The sequence below is a fragment of the Mannheimia glucosida genome (assembly GCF_046267875.1).
Classification (GTDB): Bacteria; Pseudomonadota; Gammaproteobacteria; order Enterobacterales; family Pasteurellaceae; genus Mannheimia; species Mannheimia glucosida.
This window is the reverse complement of record NZ_CP176502.1, coordinates 2,169,179-2,191,036: the sequence shown is the minus strand read 5'-3', so window position 1 is coordinate 2,191,036 and position 21,858 is coordinate 2,169,179. Positions and strand designations below refer to the sequence as shown.

14 protein-coding genes, 2 tRNA genes, 3 rRNA genes and 1 riboswitch are annotated in these 21,858 nt (G+C 42.8%); of the genes, 13 read left to right on the top strand and 6 right to left on the bottom strand.

All coding sequences use genetic code 11. The features are described from left to right. Positions 1-204: 204 nt before the first annotated feature. The gene (fdhD, locus tag ACJ7Z2_RS10540; RefSeq protein ID WP_409500270.1) at positions 205-1,017 is read left to right on the top strand and encodes a formate dehydrogenase accessory sulfurtransferase FdhD; all 813 of its coding nucleotides are present in this window, start codon (positions 205-207) and stop codon (positions 1,015-1,017) included. A 2-nt stretch (positions 1,018-1,019) separates the two neighbouring features. Continuing rightward, entirely contained in the window at positions 1,020-1,949 is a 930-nt protein-coding gene (locus ACJ7Z2_RS10535) for an AEC family transporter (protein ID WP_006247914.1), read from the top strand. Between the two features lie 91 nt (positions 1,950-2,040). Here the strand turns inward: ACJ7Z2_RS10535 and ACJ7Z2_RS10530 are convergent, their stop codons facing one another. Further along, on the bottom strand, positions 2,041-2,550 hold the full coding sequence (locus ACJ7Z2_RS10530) for a peptidylprolyl isomerase (RefSeq protein ID WP_409500269.1): 510 nt from the start codon (positions 2,548-2,550) through the stop codon (positions 2,041-2,043). A 155-nt stretch (positions 2,551-2,705) separates the two neighbouring features. Between ACJ7Z2_RS10530 and cysS the strand changes: the two genes are divergently transcribed. Beyond that, a complete protein-coding gene (gene cysS, locus ACJ7Z2_RS10525; RefSeq protein ID WP_409500268.1) occupies positions 2,706-4,085 on the top strand; it encodes a cysteine--tRNA ligase in 1,380 nt (459 codons plus the stop codon). A 114-nt stretch (positions 4,086-4,199) separates the two neighbouring features. On the opposite strand, the gene thrB is transcribed toward cysS, so the two are convergent. Beyond that, positions 4,200-5,147, bottom strand: a complete 948-nt coding sequence (thrB, locus tag ACJ7Z2_RS10520; protein WP_154704598.1) for a homoserine kinase — start codon at positions 5,145-5,147, stop codon at positions 4,200-4,202. Beyond that, complete coding sequence (gene thrA / locus ACJ7Z2_RS10515) at positions 5,147-7,603, bottom strand: bifunctional aspartate kinase/homoserine dehydrogenase I (protein ID WP_409500267.1); 2,457 nt, start codon at positions 7,601-7,603, stop codon at positions 5,147-5,149. Before thrA ends, thrB begins: the two co-directional genes overlap by 1 nt. 442 nt (positions 7,604-8,045) lie before the next feature. Between thrA and sodA the strand changes: the two genes are divergently transcribed. Further along, entirely contained in the window at positions 8,046-8,687 is a 642-nt protein-coding gene (gene sodA / locus ACJ7Z2_RS10510; RefSeq protein ID WP_409500266.1) for a superoxide dismutase [Mn], read from the top strand. A 62-nt stretch (positions 8,688-8,749) separates the two neighbouring features. On the opposite strand, the gene alr is transcribed toward sodA, so the two are convergent. Beyond that, complete coding sequence (alr, locus tag ACJ7Z2_RS10505; protein WP_409500265.1) at positions 8,750-9,874, bottom strand: alanine racemase; 1,125 nt, start codon at positions 9,872-9,874, stop codon at positions 8,750-8,752. Positions 9,875-10,003: 129 nt separating this feature from the next. On the opposite strand from alr, the gene recD reads away from it, so the two are divergent. From recD to rrf, 6 genes are all read left to right on the top strand, one after another. After that, positions 10,004-11,965 carry an exodeoxyribonuclease V subunit alpha gene (recD, locus tag ACJ7Z2_RS10500; protein WP_409501144.1) on the top strand — a complete coding sequence of 654 codons (1,962 nt, stop codon included), beginning with the start codon at positions 10,004-10,006 and terminating at the stop codon, positions 11,963-11,965. 352 nt (positions 11,966-12,317) lie between these two features. Beyond that, a 16S ribosomal RNA gene (locus ACJ7Z2_RS10495) occupies positions 12,318-13,857 on the top strand. Positions 13,858-13,932: 75 nt separating this feature from the next. Continuing rightward, positions 13,933-14,009 (top strand) — tRNA-Ile (locus tag ACJ7Z2_RS10490). Positions 14,010-14,065: 56 nt separating this feature from the next. Continuing rightward, positions 14,066-14,141 (top strand) — tRNA-Ala (locus ACJ7Z2_RS10485). Between the two features lie 324 nt (positions 14,142-14,465). Then, positions 14,466-17,363, top strand: a 23S ribosomal RNA gene (locus ACJ7Z2_RS10480). A gap of 123 nt (positions 17,364-17,486) precedes the next feature. After that, positions 17,487-17,602: ribosomal RNA gene (rrf, locus tag ACJ7Z2_RS10475) — 5S ribosomal RNA — on the top strand. Together the 16S, 23S and 5S rRNA genes with 2 tRNA genes alongside form the textbook arrangement of a ribosomal RNA operon. 395 nt (positions 17,603-17,997) lie before the next feature. On the opposite strand, the gene pgi is transcribed toward rrf, so the two are convergent. After that, positions 17,998-19,638 (bottom strand): glucose-6-phosphate isomerase, encoded by a 1,641-nt coding sequence (pgi, locus tag ACJ7Z2_RS10470; RefSeq protein ID WP_409500264.1) that lies wholly within the window; start codon positions 19,636-19,638, stop codon positions 17,998-18,000. Positions 19,639-19,670: 32 nt separating this feature from the next. Then, on the bottom strand, positions 19,671-19,919 hold the full coding sequence (gene ubiK, locus ACJ7Z2_RS10465) for a ubiquinone biosynthesis accessory factor UbiK (RefSeq protein ID WP_409500263.1): 249 nt from the start codon (positions 19,917-19,919) through the stop codon (positions 19,671-19,673). Positions 19,920-20,042: 123 nt separating this feature from the next. Continuing rightward, positions 20,043-20,087: riboswitch (PreQ1 riboswitch) on the top strand. A gap of 3 nt (positions 20,088-20,090) precedes the next feature. Between ubiK and queC the strand changes: the two genes are divergently transcribed. The 3 genes from queC to ACJ7Z2_RS10450 are packed head-to-tail and all read left to right on the top strand — an operon-like array spanning position 20,091 to position 21,800. Beyond that, entirely contained in the window at positions 20,091-20,759 is a 669-nt protein-coding gene (gene queC / locus ACJ7Z2_RS10460) for a 7-cyano-7-deazaguanine synthase QueC (RefSeq protein WP_409500262.1), read from the top strand. After that, positions 20,752-21,174: a 6-carboxytetrahydropterin synthase QueD gene (gene queD, locus ACJ7Z2_RS10455; protein ID WP_154704591.1), complete on the top strand. Its 423-nt coding sequence runs from the start codon at positions 20,752-20,754 to the stop codon at positions 21,172-21,174. Before queC ends, queD begins: the two co-directional genes overlap by 8 nt. Then, positions 21,174-21,800: a 7-carboxy-7-deazaguanine synthase QueE gene (locus ACJ7Z2_RS10450; RefSeq protein WP_154704590.1), complete on the top strand. Its 627-nt coding sequence runs from the start codon at positions 21,174-21,176 to the stop codon at positions 21,798-21,800. Before queD ends, ACJ7Z2_RS10450 begins: the two co-directional genes overlap by 1 nt. Positions 21,801-21,858 lie beyond the last annotated feature (58 nt).

Genomic DNA, 21,858 nt, shown 5'->3' with positions numbered 1-21,858 from the left:
AAACAAAATTTGATCAAAATTAATTTAATAAATTGATCTAAGAGGTGTATCATTTTCCCCCTAATAAAAGAAAATGAACATACTCTTTTTTTGGTAAATAGATAAAATCTTAAATTAATTTGATGTAAACCAAATTTAAACAATTTAATGATACAACTTTTTAACAAAATAAACTACTTTTTAGTCAAGTGAGAGATAAATATTGTGAATAAGATCACAAAAATAAATGCCAAAAAATTATCATTATCAACTAATAGTATTAAACAAAAAGATGATGAAGAGAATTTAATTTCAGAAGTGCCGGTTGCTTTGGTATATAACGGTATTTCTCATACTGTAATGATGGCAGCTCCGGCTGATTTGGAGGACTTCGCTTTAGGATTCTCATTGGCGGAAGGGATTTTAAATGCCCCATCGGAATTATATGGTTTAGATGTAATTGAACAAGAAAATGGAGTAGAAATTCAGCTTGAAATATCGAGCCGCCAATTTGTTGCATTAAAAGACAAACGCCGCTCAATGGCAGGCAGAACAGGTTGCGGTATTTGCGGTGTAGAGCAATTAGAGCAGGTTAATCAAAGTTGCAAAATTGTTAAGAAAAATAACCGCTTGCAGAACGTCAATCCACTGATTTTAGAGGATTGTTTATTACAGCTAGAAAATGCTCAATTCTTATCGAAAGAAACCGGTGCAAGCCACGCCGCTGCATTTTTTACCCCGGATGGAAAACTGCTTGCCATTCGTGAAGATGTAGGCAGACACGTAGCGTTGGATAAATTAATCGGTTGGTATGCTAAAGCTGATTTTCCGATTGGACTTGTGTTTGTAACTAGTCGTGCCAGCTTTGAAATGGTGCAGAAATGCTTAGCCATCGGCATTGAAATGCTGTGTGCCATCTCAGCGACCACTGAAATGGCAGTGAATATGGCTCGTGAAAATCAATTTACCTTACTTGCTTTTGCCCGCAAAGGCAAAGCGACCATTTATGCAGGAGAAGAGAGACTCGCTCTTAATTGATAATGGAAATAGCCCTTTTATTAGCCGATAAAATTCTACAATTAACCCTGATGGTGCTGCTCGGCTACCTCATCGTTAAAACCAAATTACTCAAATCGGAGCACAGTTATCCGATTTCGGTTATCGGACTTTACATTATCAGCCCGGCAATGCTGATTACTGCTTTTCAAGTAGATTACACCACCGAAATACTAAACGGCTTGTATCTGGCATTTTTAATCTCCGTCTTATTAAACGGCTTGTTAATTCTGCTTGGTTGGCTGCTCAAAAGAGCGTTGAAATTAGACAACATAGAACAAGCCACCGCTATTTATTCCAACTCCGGCAACTTAATTATTCCGATTGTTGCCTCCCTGTTCGGCAATGAATGGGTGATTTATTCAACGGCTTTTATTGTGGTGCAAAATGTGTTGTTTTGGTCTCACTTACGGCTGCTGATTTGTGGCAAAGGCAATGTGCCGTTTAGAAAGATGATCTTTAATATCAACATTATTGCGATTGTGATTGGTATGATGTTGTTTTTGCTACATATCAAACTGCCCGCTACGCTTGCAAACACGCTCTCAACTTTAGGGCATATGTTAGGACCTTTAGCAATGCTTGTGGCAGGGATGTTAATTGCAGCAATTCCATTTAAAGAGATTATTACCGATAAACGCATTTACTTGGTGGCTTTTCTCCGCTTGATTTTTATTCCGCTGATTTTGTTAGCGGTGATTAAACTCGGCGGTTTTGCGAGCTGGATAGAGAATGGAAAAACGGTGGTAATGATTACATTCTTAGCCACCATCAGCCCTTCTGCTGCAACGGCGACCCAAATGGCGGTGGCTTACGGGCAAGATGCCAAAAAAGCCAGTGCGATTTATGGTGTAACCACTTTACTTTGTGTGTTTACAATGCCGCTGATTATTTGGCTGTATCAATTTCTATAAAAACAAGCGGTCGATTTTTGCTACTTTTTTGCAACGCTGAGGAATGCAAAAAATTGCGAAAAATCAACCGCTTGTAGGCTAATTTGCCGAATTAGGCAACAGTTACAGACTCAATCACTACATCTTCAACCGGCACGTCTTGGTGGAAGCCTTTATTGCCGGTTTTTACGCCTTTGATTTTATCCACCACGTCCATACCTTCAACCACTTCGCCAAATACTGCATAGCCCCAATCTTGCACTACACTTCTGCCGAACATCTCTTTTGAGCGATAATCTAAGAAGGAGTTATCCGCCACATTAATGAAAAACTGTGACGAAGCAGAATGCGGATCAGAAGTGCGAGCCATTGCAATTGTGCCTCGTTTATTACTTAAGCCGTTGTTAGCTTCATTTTGGATCGGAGCTTTGGTTGCTTTTTCAGACATACCTGCCGTCATTCCGCCACCTTGAATCATAAAACCGTCAATTACACGGTGGAAAATCGTGCCGTTATAAAACCCTTCTTTGGCGTAATCTTCAAAGTTTTTAGCGGTAATCGGGGCTTTTTCAAAGTTTAATTCGATTTTGATGTCACCGAAATTGGTATGTAATGTAATCATTCTGTGTTCCTTTATAAATAAAAATGGAATGGAAAATAAATTTCGCTCGCTATTATTAAAAAGTTTACGCCAAATTGCAAAAAAATCTCAAAATCAGACCGCTTATTCGCTATACTTAGCCCTATTTGTTACTAAATGTTACACAAGAGGACTTTATGCTCAAAATTTATAACACCTTAAAACGTGAAAAAGAAGAATTTAAACCGATTAACCCAAATCAGGTGGGAATGTACGTCTGTGGCGTTACGGTTTACGATCTTTGTCATTTTGGGCACGGTCGCACTTTTGTCTCTTTCGATGTGATTGCCCGTTATTTACGTTATTCAGGCTACAATTTACGCTATGTGCGTAACATTACCGATGTGGACGACAAAATCATCAAACGTGCGTTAGAAAATAACGAAACCTGCGATGAATTAGTGGATAGAATGATTGCCGAAATGCACCAAGATTTTGATGCATTAAACATTCTTCGTCCGGACGTTGAGCCACGAGCCACCAAGCATATTCCTGAAATTATTGCGATGGTAGAAAAACTGATTCACAACGGACACGCTTATGTCGCAGCCGATGGCGATGTGATGTTTGATGTGGAATCGTTCCAGAAATATGGTGCATTATCCCGCCAAAATTTAGAGCAACTACAAGCCGGTGCAAGGGTTGAAATTAAATCCATCAAGAAAAACCCGATGGATTTTGTCTTGTGGAAAATGTCGAAAGCCGGTGAGCCAAGCTGGGAAAGCCCGTGGGGCAATGGCAGACCGGGCTGGCATATTGAATGTTCGGCAATGAATAGCAAAGAGTTGGGCGAACATTTTGATATTCACGGCGGTGGCTCGGATTTAATGTTCCCGCATCACGAAAACGAAATTGCACAATCTTGCTGTGCTCACGGTGGCGATTATGTCAATTATTGGTTACACACTGGAATGCTCACCATTGATAAAGAAAAAATGTCAAAATCGTTGGGCAATTTCTTCAGCATTCGCCATATGTTAGGCTTATACGATGCCGAATCGTTACGTTATTTCTTCTTAACCGCTCATTACCGTTCGTTATTAGATTACAGCATTGACAACCTTGATTTAGCCCGTTCGGCTCTTGAGCGTTTATATACCGCTCTGCGTGGTTGTGATGTGTCGGGTGAAGCCATTGGCGGAGAACACTATGTAGAAGCTTTCAAAACCGCAATGGACGATGATTTCAACACCCCAGGGGCATTAGCGGTGTTATTTGAAATTGCCCGTGAGTTGAACAAACTCAAAACCGAAGATATGGCAAAAGCCAACGGTTTAGCCGTTCGTTTAAAAGAGTTAGCCGGCGTGCTAGGCTTACTGGAACAAAACCCCGATGCGTTTTTAAAAGGTGATGCGAATGACGATGAAACAGCAGAAATCGAAGCCTTAATCAAACAACGCAACGAAGCCAAAGCAGCTAAAAATTGGGCGGTTGCCGATGAAGTGCGAGATAAGCTCAAAGCGATGAATATCGTACTGGAAGACACGCCAAACGGTACAATTTGGCGTAAGGCATAGCCTTCGATTGTTTATAAGTGATAGACTTTTCAAAAAATTAATTAAAAAGGACTGCTCCAAGTGGTATTGGAGTCAGTCCTTTAAGTTATTTAGTGATATGGTTGTTCGAGAGGGCTATCTCAGCTCTCTTGCTCCTTGATTATCGACTTTACAGATATGAATAAAGCCTTCGTTGTTTTGTAGGTATTCTTTCTCTAAATAGCTCACTAAACGTTGAGCGTGTTCGAGATCAGGGGCTATCGCAAACATTGTCGGACCGGAACCTGAAATACCAACCGCTAACGCACCTAAGTCTTTACAGCCTTGACGAACAGTCGGAAAGTTCGGCAGTAAATCTTCACGGTAAGGCTCAGCAATTAGGTCTTTCATCATTGTAGCAGCCAAGATATCTTGGTGTGTATGGCAAGCATGGACGAAAGATCCTAAGTAGCGAGCTTGTTGAATCATATCTTGGCGAGTGTAGCTTTTTGGCAGAATCGCACGAGCTTCTGCAGTGGAAACCTCCACCCCCGGATAGGCAAGCACCCAATACCACTCATCAAAGAATGGCAACGGTTGGCAAATATTACCGAGCGATTGTGTCATTAATTGCAAGCCGCCTAAATAGCAAGGGGCAACGTTGTCGTAGTGGATGGATCCGGAAATTCTGCCTTCCAATTCGCCCATCATTTCCAGTAATTCCATTTTGGAGAACGGTTCATCGTGGAATTTATTGAGTGCCACTAATGCTGCAACAATCGAGCAGGCACTTGAGCCAAGCCCTGAACCAATCGGCATATTTTTTTCGAGGGTTAAACGCAAATTTTTTACGTTGCCACCACGCAGTTTTAAGCGTTCACTGAACAGCACATAGGCTTGGTAAACAATGTTCTTTTGTGGTTCTTTTGGCAATTTACGCACAAAATAACCTGCACTTTCTAGCTCAAATTGTTGTTCACTCTCTTCAATTTGAACTACATCGCCGAGCAAAGAGCCGTCAATCGGGGAGATTGCAGCGCCTAATGAGTCAAAACCCACACTAATATTCGCACTTGAAGCTGGGGCATAAATTCGTAACGCCATTAGTTCACTCCTCCTTGTAAAGTACGCAGAATATCGGCAAAGATACCGGCAGCGGTTACGCTATTGCCCGCACCATAGCCACGCAATAATAATGGAATAGGGTTGTAGTAACGTGTGAGGAAAGCAAGGGCATTTTCGCCGTCTTTAACTTTGTAAAGTGGGTGGTTTTCGTCCACGGCTTCAATCGCAACTCGGCATTTATCACCTGTGATCGAGCCCACATGACGCAACACTTTGCCTTCAGCCTTGGCAGCTTCTACACGCTTGCTGAATTCTTCGTCTAAAGACGGTAGAGCTTGTAAAAACTCATCACGACTCATTCCTTCCGAGAAGCCTTTTGGCAATACGCCTTCAATTTCAATATCCTCAAATTCAAGCGGTAAGCCGGTTTCACGAGCAAGAATTAAGAGTTTACGAGCTACATCTGCCCCTGATAAATCATCACGTGGATCAGGCTCGGTAAAGCCTTTTTCTTTGGCGATTAAGGTTGCCTGCGAAAGAGTTAAACCTTCTTCCAACTTGCCGAAAATGAAAGAGAGCGAACCGGATAAAATCCCTTCAAATTTTTCTACTTCATCGCCGGCAGCTAACAGGTTTTGTAAGTTTTCGATCACCGGTAAACCTGCCCCTACGTTAGTCTCATACAGGAATTTGTGCTGGCTTTGGCGGGCGTTTTCACGCATTTCTAAGTAGTAATCGTAACCTGATGTATTGGCTTTTTTGTTTGGTGTCACAACGTGGAAGCCCTCTTTTAAGGCTCGTGCGTACAGGTTCGCCACCGATTGTGCCGAAGTGCAATCTACAAATACTGGGTTTACCACGTGGTGGAATTTGATGAAAGAAAGCAGTACGTCAAAGTCTGACGGCTGAATTGCTTTTTCTAAATCGTCTTTCCAATTTTCTAAATTTAAGCCGTTTTCGTTCAATAACATTTTGTCCGAATTGGCTAAGGCACAAATTCGGATCTCAATGTCCTTCTTTGCTAAAAATTCCTTTTGCTGTTTGACTTGCTCGATGAGTTCGCTACCCACACCGCCTACACCGACTAAAAACATATCCACTACACGTTTGCTGTTAAATAGTGATTTGTGAGTTGCTTTTACTGCCTCAATTGCTTTATTTAACGGCACGACAGCAGAAATGGAACGCTCTGATGAACCTTGTGCAATCGCCACAATGCTGATGTTAGCTTGAGCAAGGGCAGAGAAGAAGCGGGCAGCAATTCCTTTAGCGGTACGCATACCGTCACCGACTACCGAAACAATAGATAAATCTTTAATAATATCAATCGGGTCAAGTAAGTTTTCAGATAACTCTTGTGCAAATTCAGCATTTAATGCAGCTAAGGCTTTTTCTGCTGATTTTGCCGGCACACAGAAGCTGATGCTATATTCTGATGATGATTGGGTAATTAAAATTACTGAAATACCGGCTTTCGACATCGTTGAGAACACACGGGCTGCCATACCCACCATTCCTTGCATTCCTGAACCTGAAACGTTGAACATTGCCACGTTATCAAGATTGGTAATCCCTTTTACTTTGAGATTATCGTTTGCCACATTCCCATCAATTAATGTGCCTTTTCCTTCCGGATTACCGGTATTTTTGATTAAACACGGAATGTTGAGTGGCACTAAAGGCCCGATGGTGCGAGGGTGGATCACTTTTGCCCCAAAGTAAGAAAGCTCCATTGCCTCTTGGTAGCTCATTGTTTCTAAACATACTGCATCAGGCACTAAACGAGGGTCACAGGTGTAAACGCCATCTACGTCAGTCCAGATTTCACACACATCGGCTTTTAAACACGCTGCCAAACAAGCGGCAGAATAATCTGAACCGTTACGCCCTAATAACACCAGTTCGCCTTGCTCATTACCTGCGGTAAAACCAGCCATTAGCACGATATTTTTCTTTGGAATTGAACCTGCATCAACTCGCTTGGTGGATTCGGCAATATCGACCGAAGATTCCAAATAGCTGCCGTGAGCCAATAATTTTTCGACAGGGTCGATACGAGTGACTTCATAGCCTTTTGCCTCGAACCACGCTTGCATCATCGCAATAGAAAGTTTTTCACCACGGCAGTGAATAGTGGCAGCAATTTTATCTGACAACGATTTAGTTTGAGCTGACTCAGCTGCAACTTGTTGAATTTGGTTTAATTCCGCTTCCACTAAGGCTAATAGTTCTTCTTTGGCAAAGTGATTATTTGCGACATATAAGCCGTTAATGATGTTGTGGAAAATCTCGGTAGCTTCGGAAAGGTTAGATTGAAATGATTCACCGGCAATCGCTTTATCTACAATAGCGACAAGATGATTAGTGATTTTGGCAGGGGCGGATAATACGCCGGCAGCTTGATCTGCCAAGTGAGCTTTTTCGATAATCTCTGCCGCTTGCATAAAGCGTTCAGGGTTGGCAAGGGAAGTGCCTCCAAATTTAAGAACTCGCATAGTTACTCCTGATAAATTATTTGTAAGTTTTTATACAAAAAAACCCGCTTGTAGCGGGTTTTCGTTTTATTCTTTCTTTGTTTCAGCCAATCAACACCCGCACTATGTTGGAGACATAATGGTGGTAATAATCGTTGTCATCATATTAAAACAATTCATTGGCGGAATCTCGGTCAAGAGAGTGAATAATGGTTCAAGAATGCGTGAAAATAATGCCTTTGTCAATGGGCTTAACGCTGTTTTTCACCACATTTTTTTAAATTTCTTTGTCTTTCTATATAAAACAATTAAAAGCAAGAATTTGATTAGGAACCTTTCTAAATAGATAGTGAAATAATTTTGTTCTAGATCAAAAAAATGTGCATTTTTTGTGTGTTTCTTGATAAAATGTACTCGGAGTTTAACTCTGATTAACCTATTTACTATTTGAAAGGAATTAACTATGGCATATACATTACCAGAATTAGGCTACGCTTATGATGCGTTAGAGCCACATTTCGATGCTAAAACAATGGAAATCCACCATTCTAAACATCACCAAGCTTACATCAACAATGCAAATGCAGCATTAGAAGCTCACCCTGAATTATTAGAAAAATGTCCAGGTGCATTAATCAAAGATTTGAGCCAAGTGCCTGCAGAAAAACGTATCGCAGTGCGTAACAACGTAGGTGGTCATGTAAACCACACTTTATTCTGGAAAGGTTTAAAAACAGGCACTACCTTACAAGGTGCATTAAAAGAAGCGATTGAGCGTGATTTCGGTTCAGTTGAAGCTTTCCAATCAGAATTTGAAAAAGCAGCGACTACTCGTTTTGGTTCAGGCTGGGCGTGGTTAGTATTAGAAGAGGGTAAATTAGCCGTTGTTTCAACCGCTAACCAAGACAACCCACTAATGGGCAAAGAAGTGGCTGGTGTTTCAGGCTACCCAATTTTAGGCTTAGACGTTTGGGAACACGCTTACTACTTAAACTACCAAAACCGCCGTCCGGATTTCATTAAAGCATTCTGGAACGTGGTAAACTGGGACGAAGCCGCCCGCCGTTTTGAAGAGAAAGTGGCAACCTGCGGTTGTGCGAAATAATATTTTCGATCTTGAATAAGCTACAAGCGGTAAAATTTGTTGAAAATTTTACCGCTTGTTGTCTATTTATACTCAAAAATCACACGAGGAGTGAGTTTAGTAATCAGCTCATAGCTAATCACGCCAATGTGTTTCGCCACATCTTCAATTAATAGTTGCTCTCCCCAAAAAATGGCTTTATCGCCTACTTTATCTTGGCTCTCTGCACCTAAATCGACCGTCAGCATATCCATCGAAACCCGACCGACAATCGGCACTATTCTGCCGTTAATCAACACAGGGGTACCTTCAGGAGCATTGCGAGGGTAGCCGTCACCGTAGCCCATTGCAATCACGCCGAGTTTGGTATCTTTAGGGCTTACCCAAGCACCACCATAGCCTACAGGCTCGCCGGCTTTATGGGTACGCACGGCGATCAGGGAAGATGAAAGCGTCATTACCGGTTTAAAACCTAAATCGGTAATCGGCGTATAATGTGGCGAAATGCCGTGCATAATAATACCCGGGCGAACCCAATCATAATGAGCCTGTTTCCAATAAAGAATACCGCTTGAGGCAGAAATACTGCGGGCGTGATCGTGATATTTTTGCGTAGCTTGCTCAAACACCGCAATTTGTTTTTCGGTATAGCCACAATCGAGTTCATCGGCACGGCTAAAATGGCTGACAAAGCTGATTGAATTAACCAGCACACAATTTTTCAAACGTTCAACAAAATGATCGACTTGTTCTGGGTGAATGCCTAAACGGTGCATTCCGGTGTCGATTTTTAGCCAAATATTAATTGGGAAATAGATTTTGGCTTTACGAGCCCAAAAGCCTTTTTGTTGCTCTGCCTGCCATTCTTTTGCTACTTGCTCGAGTAATTCCAGTTGTTCGATATTATGAATCACGGTATCAAACTTACGGGAAAGGGTTTTGAGCAACTCTTCTCGGTCGAAAAAACCTTCAACTAGCACAATTTTGCCTGTGTAGCCGGTTTCTTGAATTTCTAAGGCTTCACGCAAACGGGCAACTCCAAAGCCATCAACTATATCCGCTAATGTGCCGGCAGCCGGCAATAAGCCTTGCCCGTAAGCATTGGCTTTGATCATCGCCAATAATTTTTGCTTTGGTGCAAAAGATTTGATCAGGCGAATATTATGGCGGAGGGCTTGGCTATCAATGGTTGCTGTTGCTGGTTTCATAGTTATCTACATAGTTAAAATCACAAGAAAGGCTAAATTATACGCCTAAAATAAAAAATCCCTTAGAAAATAATGCAAAAAAGATTAGTATTATCGCTTAATGCAAGGTGGTTGATTCAAGGTTTGATTATGCTGAATTTATTATTGGAACTTAAACAAGAAAAGGTGATTTCTGACTTAAATTATCAATTTGCCCGTTTTATTGATAACAAACAGAAGCCCTATGGTTATTCACCTTTGGAACAAGATTTAGCGGTGTTAGCTGCTGCGTTGGTTTCTTACCAAGTGGGGCTTGGGCATACGGCATTACGTTTGGAAAATCTCAGCCTTTCTTCTCTTTTTGAATTAAATAGCAAGCCACAAACTTATCATTTGCTCGAACAAATTTTGCAAAAAATTGAGCAAATTCCACCGCTTGAATGGCAGAGCGTGCTGAAAAATCATATCGCTTTTAGCCATTCCCCCGAAACAATTAAACCGATGTTATTCCAAAACGGTTTGCTCTATTTTTATCGCTACTGGCAAGCGGAACATCGCATTGCCGGTTATTTACAACAAGCGGTTGATTTTTCGGAAAAATTTGCAAATACCGAATTAAGCCAAAGCATTCTCAACCAACTATTCACTGGGAAAGCTCAAACTATCGACTGGCAAAAGATTGCCGTTGCAACAGCATTAGAAAAGCAGTTTAGCTTAATTTCAGGTGGGCCAGGAACCGGAAAAACAACTACGGTAGTAAAATTATTACTCGGGCTGCAATTAAAACAGCAAGCACTACAAAAACCATATTTGCAAATAGCTCTGGCTGCACCAACAGGAAAAGCAGCGGCAAGAATGAAGGAGTCGCTGGAAAGTAAGCTGGCGGAAGAGAAGGGCTTATCTGAGGCGTTAAAACAGGCTATTCCAACACAAGCTGTGACAATTCATCGTCTGCTTGGCGCTAGACCATTGAGTGAAGAAACCAAATATCATGCCAAAAACCCGTGGCATTATGATTTAGTCGTATTAGATGAGGCTTCGATGATTGATTTATCAATGATGGAGAAAATTGTTCAAGCGCTCAAACCAAACTCTCGCTTGATAATGCTGGGGGATAAAGATCAGCTTGCCTCTGTAGAGGCAGGATCGATTATGGGAGAGCTGGGTTCTTTTATCGAGAATGGTTATAGCCAATCACATTGCGATTACCTGAAAGAGGTTACCGGTTATCAAATTGAAACAGGTAATACGTTGCCGATTGGTGACTGTTTATCGCACTTAAAGCATAGTTATCGATTTGGTGAAAAAGCGTGGATTGGCGAGCTGGCAAATGCAGTAAATGAGCAAAAAATTAATCTTTCGTGGGAGATTTTTGCTAAATATAAAAGCAGCAATAAGTTAGAAAACTTCTGTTATCCGGAAACGAAAGAGGTAACAGATAAATCAAGTTGGATTGAAAAAAGTGTGCAAATGGTAGTGGATAAGGCAGTTGAACTTTATCGTGATTATTTGCAAGCGGTTCAAAAACGGGAGAAAAATCCACACTCAGTGAGTGTGAAAGCGATTTTTGAGAAATTTCAAAAAGTCCGCATTTTATCAGCCTTAAGGGTAAGTGAACTCGGTGTTGAACGCCTTAATATTGCGATTGCAGAGGGATTACGCAGAGCTGGGTTGGTGAAATTTAATCATAGCCGAGATCGTTATATAGGGAAACCGATTTTAATGACAGAAAATATGCCGATAAATAGCATTGCCAGTGGTGATGTTGGAATCATTTTGCCTGACGAAAATGGGGAAAGCCGAGTTTATTTTGATTCGTTACAAGAAAATAGAGAACACCATAGTTTGCCACTCAGTAGGGTTTCAAATTATGAAACGGCTTATATTATGACGGTGCATAAATCGCAAGGATCTGAATTTGAACATACGGTATTGGTGTTACCGCATTCAATTTCTCCGGTGCTGACGAAAGAGTTAATTTACACAGCAATCACAAGAGCGAAGGATAAATTTACCTTATTTGGTAGCGAAAAAGTGTGGAAATACAGTGTTGGAGCTAAAACAGAAAGACAAAGTGGGCTAAAAGAACAAATAAGTGACAAATTTAGCTAAATTAACGCTCATTTTGCCGTAAAAATACGCAAGCGATGATTTTTTTCAAAATTTTTACAAAAAGCGCTTGCAAGGTTTTAATTTTTCCCTATAATACGCACCACACAACGACGCACTGTTGTGAATGATTTAAAATTGATTTCCAGTGCGTCGTTTCTTTTTGTTCTTTAACAATTTATCAGACAATCTGTGTGGGCACTTGTTGATTGACTTGATTGAAAATATTTTTTTAATTTTGAAGTCTTAATAGGTGCTAACTAGAAATTCATTACTTTCTTTTAACCTGATTTTAATTAGGTTTAAATTTGAAAGTGCGATTTTATGTCAGCAGTATTGAGCGATTAAACTTTTTGAATTGAAGAGTTTGATCATGGCTCAGATTGAACGCTGGCGGCAGGCTTAACACATGCAAGTCGAACGGTAGCAGGAAGAAGCTTGCTTCTTTGCTGACGAGTGGCGGACGGGTGAGTAATGCTTGGGAATCTGGCTTATGGAGGGGGATAACTACTGGAAACGGTAGCTAATACCGCGTAATGTCTTAGGACTAAAGGGTGGGACCATTTGGCCACCTGCCATAAGATGAGCCCAAGTGGGATTAGGTAGTTGGTGAGGTAAAGGCTCACCAAGCCCGCGATCTCTAGCTGGTCTGAGAGGATGACCAGCCACACTGGAACTGAGACACGGTCCAGACTCCTACGGGAGGCAGCAGTGGGGAATATTGCACAATGGGGGGAACCCTGATGCAGCCATGCCGCGTGAATGAAGAAGGCCTTCGGGTTGTAAAGTTCTTTCGGTGACGAGGAAGGCGATTGTTTTAATAGAACAGTCGATTGACGTTAATCACAGAAGAAGCACCGGCTAACTCCGTGCCAGCAGCCGCGGTAATACGGGGGGTGCGAGCGTTAATCGGAATAACTGGGCGTAAAGGGCACGCAGGCGGTTGTTTAAGTGAGGTGTGAAAGCCCCGGGCTTAACCTGGGAATTGCATTTCAGACTGGACAACTAGAGTACTTTAGGGAGGGGTAGAATTCCACGTGTAGCGGTGAAATGCGTAGAGATGTGGAGGAATACCGAAGGCGAAGGCAGCCCCTTGGGAATGTACTGACGCTCATGTGCGAAAGCGTGGGGAGCAAACAGGATTAGATACCCTGGTAGTCCACGCCGTAAACGCTGTCGATTTGGGGATTGGGCTTTAAGCTTGGTGCCCGTAGCTAACGTGATAAATCGACCGCCTGGGGAGTACGGCCGCAAGGTTAAAACTCAAATGAATTGACGGGGGCCCGCACAAGCGGTGGAGCATGTGGTTTAATTCGATGCAACGCGAAGAACCTTACCTACTCTTGACATCCATGGAATCTTGTAGAGATATGAGAGTGCCTTCGGGAACCATGAGACAGGTGCTGCATGGCTGTCGTCAGCTCGTGTTGTGAAATGTTGGGTTAAGTCCCGCAACGAGCGCAACCCTTATCCTTTGTTGCCAGCGATACGGTCGGGAACTCAAAGGAGACTGCCGGTGATAAACCGGAGGAAGGTGGGGATGACGTCAAGTCATCATGGCCCTTACGAGTAGGGCTACACACGTGCTACAATGGCGTATACAGAGGGCGGCGAGCCAGCGATGGGGAGCGAATCTCAGAAAGTACGTCTAAGTCCGGATTGGAGTCTGCAACTCGACTCCATGAAGTCGGAATCGCTAGTAATCGCAAATCAGAATGTTGCGGTGAATACGTTCCCGGGCCTTGTACACACCGCCCGTCACACCATGGGAGTGGGTTGTACCAGAAGTAGATAGCTTAACCGAAAGGGGGGCGTTTACCACGGTATGATTCATGACTGGGGTGAAGTCGTAACAAGGTAACCGTAGGGGAACCTGCGGTTGGATCACCTCCTTACCGATAATCAAGAACGACAGCAAGTGTTCACACAGATTGTTTGATAAAAGAAGACAAAACCGAAGGTCATCCGTTGGGTCTGTAGCTCAGGTGGTTAGAGCGCACCCCTGATAAGGGTGAGGTCGGTGGTTCAAGTCCACTCAGACCCACCACTCAGAAGGCAAGCGAAAGCGAAGCGACTATGAGTGAAGAAAACGGAAGATGAAATGGGGATATAGCTCAGCTGGGAGAGCGCCTGCCTTGCACGCAGGAGGTCAGCGGTTCGATCCCGCTTATCTCCACCAATCATCATGACTTTAGTCATCATACCTAAGATTACAAGCGGTTAAAAATGCCGAATGTTTTGCAATTTTAGGTATGATGATAGGCGAAAGCCATAATCTTTGTTCTTTAACAATATAGAAACAAGCTGAAAAACTGAGAGATATTTCAAGTTCGTTACGCATAAGTAATTATACATAAGTGATAACGAATAAATTGAAAGTCTGAGTAGTAAAAAATCTTGACTGAACAAAAGCAGTCAAGTGTTTAGTTGTAAACTGACTTCATAGTTTTTTACTTTTTACTTTTAATTTTTTAGAAGTGTTAGAAAACATTTGAGGTTGTATAGTTAAGTGACTAAGCGCACAAGGTGGATGCCTTGGCAATCAGAGGCGATGAAGGACGTGCTAATCTGCGAAAAGCTTGGATGAGTCGATAAGAGGCGTTTAATCCAAGATGTCCGAATGGGGAAACCCAGTAGGTGAAGAACCTACTATCACCCAGTGAATACATAGCTGTGTGAGGCAAACCGGGAGAACTGAAACATCTAAGTACCCCGAGGAAAAGAAATCAACCGAGATTTCGTTAGTAGCGGCGAGCGAACGCGAAAGAGCCAGTTAGTGATAGCAGTGAAGTTAGGGGAATGTTCTGGGAAGGACAATCGTAGAGGGTGATAATCCCGTACCTTAAAACCTTATTGTGATACTAGGCTAACAACAAGTAGGGCGGGACACGTGATATCCTGTTTGAAGATGGGGGGACCATCCTCCAAGGCTAAATACTCCTGATTGACCGATAGTGAACCAGTACTGTGAAGGAAAGGCGAAAAGAACCCCGGTGAGGGGAGTGAAATAGAACCTGAAACCTTGTGCGTACAAGCAGTGGGAGCAGATTTATTCTGTGACTGCGTACCTTTTGTATAATGGGTCAGCGACTTATATTTTGTAGCAAGGTTAACTGAATAAGGGAGCCGAAGGGAAACCGAGTCTTAACTGGGCGTCTAGTTGCAAGGTATAGACCCGAAACCCGGTGATCTAGCCATGGGCAGGTTGAAGGTTGGGTAACACTAACTGGAGGACCGAACCGACTAATGTTGAAAAATTAGCGGATGACTTGTGGCTGGGGGTGAAAGGCCAATCAAACCGGGAGATAGCTGGTTCTCCCCGAAATCTATTTAGGTAGAGCCTTGAGCGGACACCTTCGGGGGTAGAGCACTGTTTCGGCTAGGGGTCCATCCCGGATTACCAACCCGATGCAAACTGCGAATACCGAAGAGTGATACTCAGGAGACACACGGTGGGTGCTAACGTCCATCGTGGAGAGGGAAACAACCCAGACCGCCAGCTAAGGTCCCAAAGTCTATATTAAGTGGGAAACGAAGTGGGAAGGCTTAGACAGCTAGGATGTTGGCTTAGAAGCAGCCACCATTTAAAGAAAGCGTAATAGCTCACTAGTCGAGTCGGCCTGCGCGGAAGATGTAACGGGGCTCAAATATAGCACCGAAGCTGCGGCATCAGACGAAAGTCTGTTGGGTAGGGGAGCGTCGTGTAAGCGGAAGAAGGTGGATTGAGAAGTCTGCTGGACGTATCACGAGTGCGAATGCTGACATAAGTAACGATAAAACGAGTGAAAAACTCGTTCGCCGGAAGACCAAGGGTTCCTGTCCAACGTTAATCGGGGCAGGGTGAGTCGGCCCCTAAGGCGAGGCTGAAAAGCGTAGTCGATGGGAAACGGGTTAATATTCCCGTACTTGTAATAACTGCGATGTGGGGACGGAGAAGGTTAGGTTAGCAGACTGTTGGATGTCTGTTTAAGCCGGTAGGTGGGAAGATTAGGCAAATCCGGTCTTCCTTAACACCGAGAAGTGATGACGAGTCTCTACGGAGATGAAGTAACTGATACCACGCTTCCAGGAAAAGCCACTAAGCTTCAGGTTATTATAAACCGTACTATAAACCGACACAGGTGGTCAGGTAGAGAATACTCAGGCGCTTGAGAGAACTCGGGTGAAGGAACTAGGCAAAATAGCACCGTAACTTCGGGAGAAGGTGCGCCGGCGTAGATTGTAACCCCTCGCGGGTGAAGGTTGAACCGGTCGAAGATACCAGCTGGCTGCAACTGTTTATTAAAAACACAGCACTCTGCAAACACGAAAGTGGACGTATAGGGTGTGATGCCTGCCCGGTGCTGGAAGGTTAATTGATGGTGTTATCGAAAGAGAAGCTCCTGATCGAAGCCCCAGTAAACGGCGGCCGTAACTATAACGGTCCTAAGGTAGCGAAATTCCTTGTCGGGTAAGTTCCGACCTGCACGAATGGCATAATGATGGCCAGGCTGTCTCCACCCGAGACTCAGTGAAATTGAAATCGCCGTGAAGATGCGGTGTACCCGCGGCTAGACGGAAAGACCCCGTGAACCTTTACTATAGCTTGACACTGAACATTGAATTTTGATGTGTAGGATAGGTGGGAGCCTTAGAAGCAGTCACGCCAGTGATTGTGGAGGCGTCCTTGAAATACCACCCTTTAACGTTTGATGTTCTAACGAAGATTACGAAACGTGGTCTCGGACAGTGTCTGGTGGGTAGTTTGACTGGGGCGGTCTCCTCCCAAAGAGTAACGGAGGAGCACGAAGGTTTGCTAATCACGGTCGGACATCGTGAGGTTAGTGCAATGGTATAAGCAAGCTTAACTGCGAGACAGACAAGTCGAGCAGGTGCGAAAGCAGGTCATAGTGATCCGGTGGTTCTGAATGGAAGGGCCATCGCTCAACGGATAAAAGGTACTCCGGGGATAACAGGCTGATACCGCCCAAGAGTTCATATCGACGGCGGTGTTTGGCACCTCGATGTCGGCTCATCACATCCTGGGGCTGAAGTAGGTCCCAAGGGTATGGCTGTTCGCCATTTAAAGTGGTACGCGAGCTGGGTTTAGAACGTCGTGAGACAGTTCGGTCCCTATCTGCCGTGGGCGTTGGAGAATTGAGAGGGGCTGCTCCTAGTACGAGAGGACCGGAGTGGACGCATCACTGGTGTTCCAGTTGTCTCGCCAGAGGCATTGCTGGGTAGCTACATGCGGAAGAGATAAGTGCTGAAAGCATCTAAGCACGAAACTTGCCTCGAGATGAGTTCTCCCACACAATAAGTGTGTAAGGGTTGTTGGAGACTACGACGTAGATAGGCTGGGTGTGTAAGTGTTGTGAGACATTGAGCTAACCAGTACTAATTGCCCGAGAGGCTTAACTATACAACGCTCAAATGTTTTTAGGCTTGTTTTTGTATTGAGAAGAAAGAACGAAAATAGAGAAGAAATGAATCAAAGTGAAGTTAATGGCATAATTAACTGAAACTGAAGATAGAAAAGAATTTTCCCGACGACAAGAGTGCTGTGGTCCTACCTGACCCCATACCGAACTCAGAAGTAAAACGCAGTGACGTCGATGGTAGTGTGGTGATTCGCCATGTGAGAGTAGAGCATCGTCGGGGTTTTAATTTTAAGCGAGATTGAGTGAAAGCGAAAACTTAATCAAAAGCGAAGCGCAAAGAAGAAGTAAATAAAAAGAAGAGCCGCCTGTAGAGATACAGGCGGTTTTTTGTTGTGGTGGTAAAGGTAAAAAACGCACGGAAAATGACCGCTTGTCGGAATGTGCTCAGTGAAGAGTAGAGGTAAAATAGTAAGCCTTTTTAACCAGTTTGTTTATTTTGTACCTATTTTAGAAAAAAGAAAAGTAGAAAAGAAGTATTAGGTAAAGTCATAGTGAAAAATAATACAGAAAAAACGGCTTGTGTAGAAATGGTGCTTAGTTCAGCCCTCAGCTAAAATTTTAGAAAAAAGCATAGAGATTTTTTGCCTCTATGCTTTTTATTGTATTGACTATAATTTAACGCCAAGCCTTGAATTGGTTGATTAAACCGTTGGTTGAGCTGTCATGGCTATTGATTTCTTCATTGGTTTCGAGTTCAGGTAAAATGCGGTTTGCCAGCTGTTTTCCTAACTCCACGCCCCATTGGTCGAAACTGTAAATGTTGAACAGAACGCCTTGCACGAAGATTTTGTGTTCATACATTGCAATTAATGCCCCTAAGCTGTACGGGGTGATTTTTTGTACCAAGATAGAGTTGGTCGGTTTATTGCCAGTGAACACTTTAAACGGCACGATTTCAGCTACTTCTTCCAACGTTTTACCTGCATCTAAAAACTCTTTTTCAACTGTTTCCTTTGATTTACCGAAAGCTAATGCCTCTGTTTGAGCAAAGAAGTTAGAAAGCAGTTTGTTGTGATGATCGCTTAACGGGTTGTGTGTTTGTGCCGGCGCGATAAAATCACAAGGAATTAGTTTAGTGCCTTGGTGAATGAGCTGATAGAACGCATGCTGACCGTTAGTTCCTGGTTCACCCCAAATAATCGGGCCTGTTTGATGAGTAACAGGTTTGCCGTCACGCCCTACAAATTTACCGTTTGATTCCATATTGCCTTGTTGGAAATAGGCAGCAAAACGGTGCATATATTGGTCGTAAGGTAAAATTGCTTCGGATTCAGCGCCTAAGAAATTGTTATTCCAAATGCCGACTAAAGCTAACGTAGTTGGAATGTTTTTCTCAATCGGCGTGATTAAGAAATGTTTATCCATTGCGTGAGCACCCGCAAGCAGTTGCTCGAAGTTCTCAAAACCTAATGAAAGAGCAATCGAAAGCCCGATGGCAGACCATAATGAGTAGCGGCCACCTACCCAATCCCAGAATTCAAACATATTAGCGGTATCAATACCGAATTTTTCCACTTCTTTGGCATTGGTTGAAAGGGCTACGAAGTGTTTTGCTACCGCAGATTCATCTTTGGCAGAATCTAATAACCATTTACGAGCTGAAAGAGCATTGGTCATTGTCTCTTGGGTGGTAAAGGTTTTTGAAGCCACTAATACGAGAGTGGTTTCCGGATTAACTTTACGTAACACTTCAGCAATATGCGTGCCATCCACGTTGGATACAAAGTGCATATTCAGGTGATTTTTATAAGGGCGTAGAGCTTCAGTAACCATATAAGGGCCTAAATCTGAGCCGCCGATGCCAATATTAATCACATCAGTAAGCGCTTTGCCGGTGTAACCTTTCCATTCGCCTGAAATGACACGCTCGCAGAAATCTTTCATTTTTGCCAATACCGCATTCACTTCCGGCATCACATCTTTGCCATCTACCGCAATAGGTGTGTTGGCACGGTTACGCAACGCAACGTGCAACACAGCACGGTTTTCAGTGCGGTTGATTTTTTTGCCGGAGAACATCGCATTTTTTGCCGATTCTAAACCGCATTCATTTGCCAATTGGCGAAGTAAAGTTAAGGTTTTTTCGTTGATCGCATTTTTTGAAAAATCGACTAATAATTGATCTTCAAAGCGGAGGGAATATTTGTCGAAACGGTTTGGATCTTCGGCAAAAAGTTGAGGAATGGTGAGGTTATCTGCTTTATGTTGCGCTAAGGCATTCCAAGCAAAGGTTTGCACAGGGTTAATTTTTTGCATCTGAGTTTCCTTATACTAAATTAAAAAATCGGTTATTCGCCTGTTTGTTGAGTGAGTTCATCAAGGCGTTTTTCTAATTCGGTTAATTTTTCACGAGTGCGGAGTAACACTTGAGATTGCACGTCAAACTCTTCACGGGTGACGACATCAAGGCGGGCTAATTGAGCTTGAAGAATTTGCTTAAATTTTTCATCTAGGTCATTACCGACATTTTTTAAGCTCTGCGGTAAGGCGTTGTGGAGTTGTTGAGCAATCGCTTCTAAGTTCTTCGGCGTGAGCATATTTAAATTCCTTACTATAAATGAGTATCTCAATTTTATTGAATTTTGGGTTTAAGAGAAAGCAAATTCTTTGTAAAATATCACCTTTCGCAAAATACAAGCAAAAAAGACCGCTTGTATTTTTTATTTGTGGTTCGTAAACCTCCCACACAAAAAAACTAAGGACACAAAATGACTCATCAAAAACCAAAAGCCGTTGTGATTTTTTCCGGCGGTCAAGACTCTACCACTTGTTTATTCCAAGCTATTGCTGAATTTGGCAAAGAAAATGTGGAAGTCGTTACCTTTCAATATGGGCAACGCCATTTGATTGAACTTGAAAAAGCACGCTGGATTTCTAACGATTTAGGCGTCAAACAAACGCTGATTGATACTTCGGTGATTAAAGCGATTACTACCAATGCGTTAATGGATAATAATGCTGAAATTCAACAACAAGGCAGCACACCCAATACCTTTGTGGATGGGCGTAATGCCTTATTTCTGCTTTATACCGCCATTTATGCCAAAGGGCAGGGCATTCAAACTATTTTTACCGGCGTGTGTGAGACCGATTTTAGTGGTTACCCCGATTGCCGAGATGTTTTTGTAAAATCAATGAATGTAACGCTAAATTTAGCGATGGACTATAATTTCAACATTCGCACGCCATTGATGTATTTAACCAAAAAAGAAACTTGGGCGTTAGCAGATAAGCTCGGGGCTTTTGATTACATTCGAGACCATACCCACACCTGTTATTTAGGCGTTGAAGGTGGTTGCCACGACTGCCCGAGTTGCGTATTGCGAGAAAAAGGCTTGAATGAATATTTAGCAGAAAGGGAGGTGAGTAATGTTTAAAATTGCTAAAGAATTTAGTTTTGATATGGCTCATATGCTAGATGGACACGATGGCAAATGCCAAAACTTACACGGACACACCTACAAATTGCAAGTTGAGGTGGCAGGTGAGCTATTTCAAGAGGGAGCTAAAAGAGGAATGGTAATGGACTATTCGGATCTAAAAGCAGTGGTAAAACAACATATTTTAGAGCCGATGGATCACGCTTTTATTTACGACTTACAGAGTGAGCGTGAAAGCCAAGTAGCACAATTATTAATTGATTTAAACTCTAAGGTGTATGGTCTGCCGACTCGTACCACAGCCGAAGAAATGGCGAAGTATATGTTTGAAAAATTAGAGAAAGTGGGCTTACCGGTTAGCCTAATTCGCTTATGGGAAACACCTACTTCTTATTGTGAGTACAGCAAATAATGGCGGAGTTAATTTCAAACCCTCGTTTTCCGATTGTTGAGATCTTTGAAAGCTTACAAGGGGAAGGCTTTAATACCGGAATGCCGGCTATTTTTGTACGTTTTGGCAAATGCAACCTCACTTGCCCTTGGTGTGATACCAACTATAACCAATTTGAGCAATGGACGTTAAGCGATATTCTTGCCAAAGTAAGAGGCTATTCTGCGAAAAATGTGATTATTACCGGAGGAGAACCAACGATTCAGCCCAATTTATCGCTATTACTTAATCAATTAAAAAAAGAAGGCTATTTTTTAGCGATAGAAACCAACGGCTTAAAAGAGGTTCCGGCACAAATTGATTATATTGCGACCAGCCCAAAGCGAATGTACCAAGAAAAGTATCAACGCCGTTGCATTGAATTTGCGAATGAAGTTCGTATCGTCGTTGATGGAGAAGTACAGGGTTTCTGTGAGCAAATAGAAAGCCAAATTAAGGCTGAGCATTATTATCTTTCACCTTGCGAAGTGGAGGGGAAAATGAACCTGCTGGAAACCATTACTCAGTTAGGTCTGTTGAATCAGCGCTCCAATAAACCTAAGTGGCAGTTGAGTATTCAAACACATAAAATCGTTGGGATTGAATAATTATGTTTAGGGCGGATTAGTATTCGCCCTATTTATATGAGCTAGTTTGAAAAGCTGT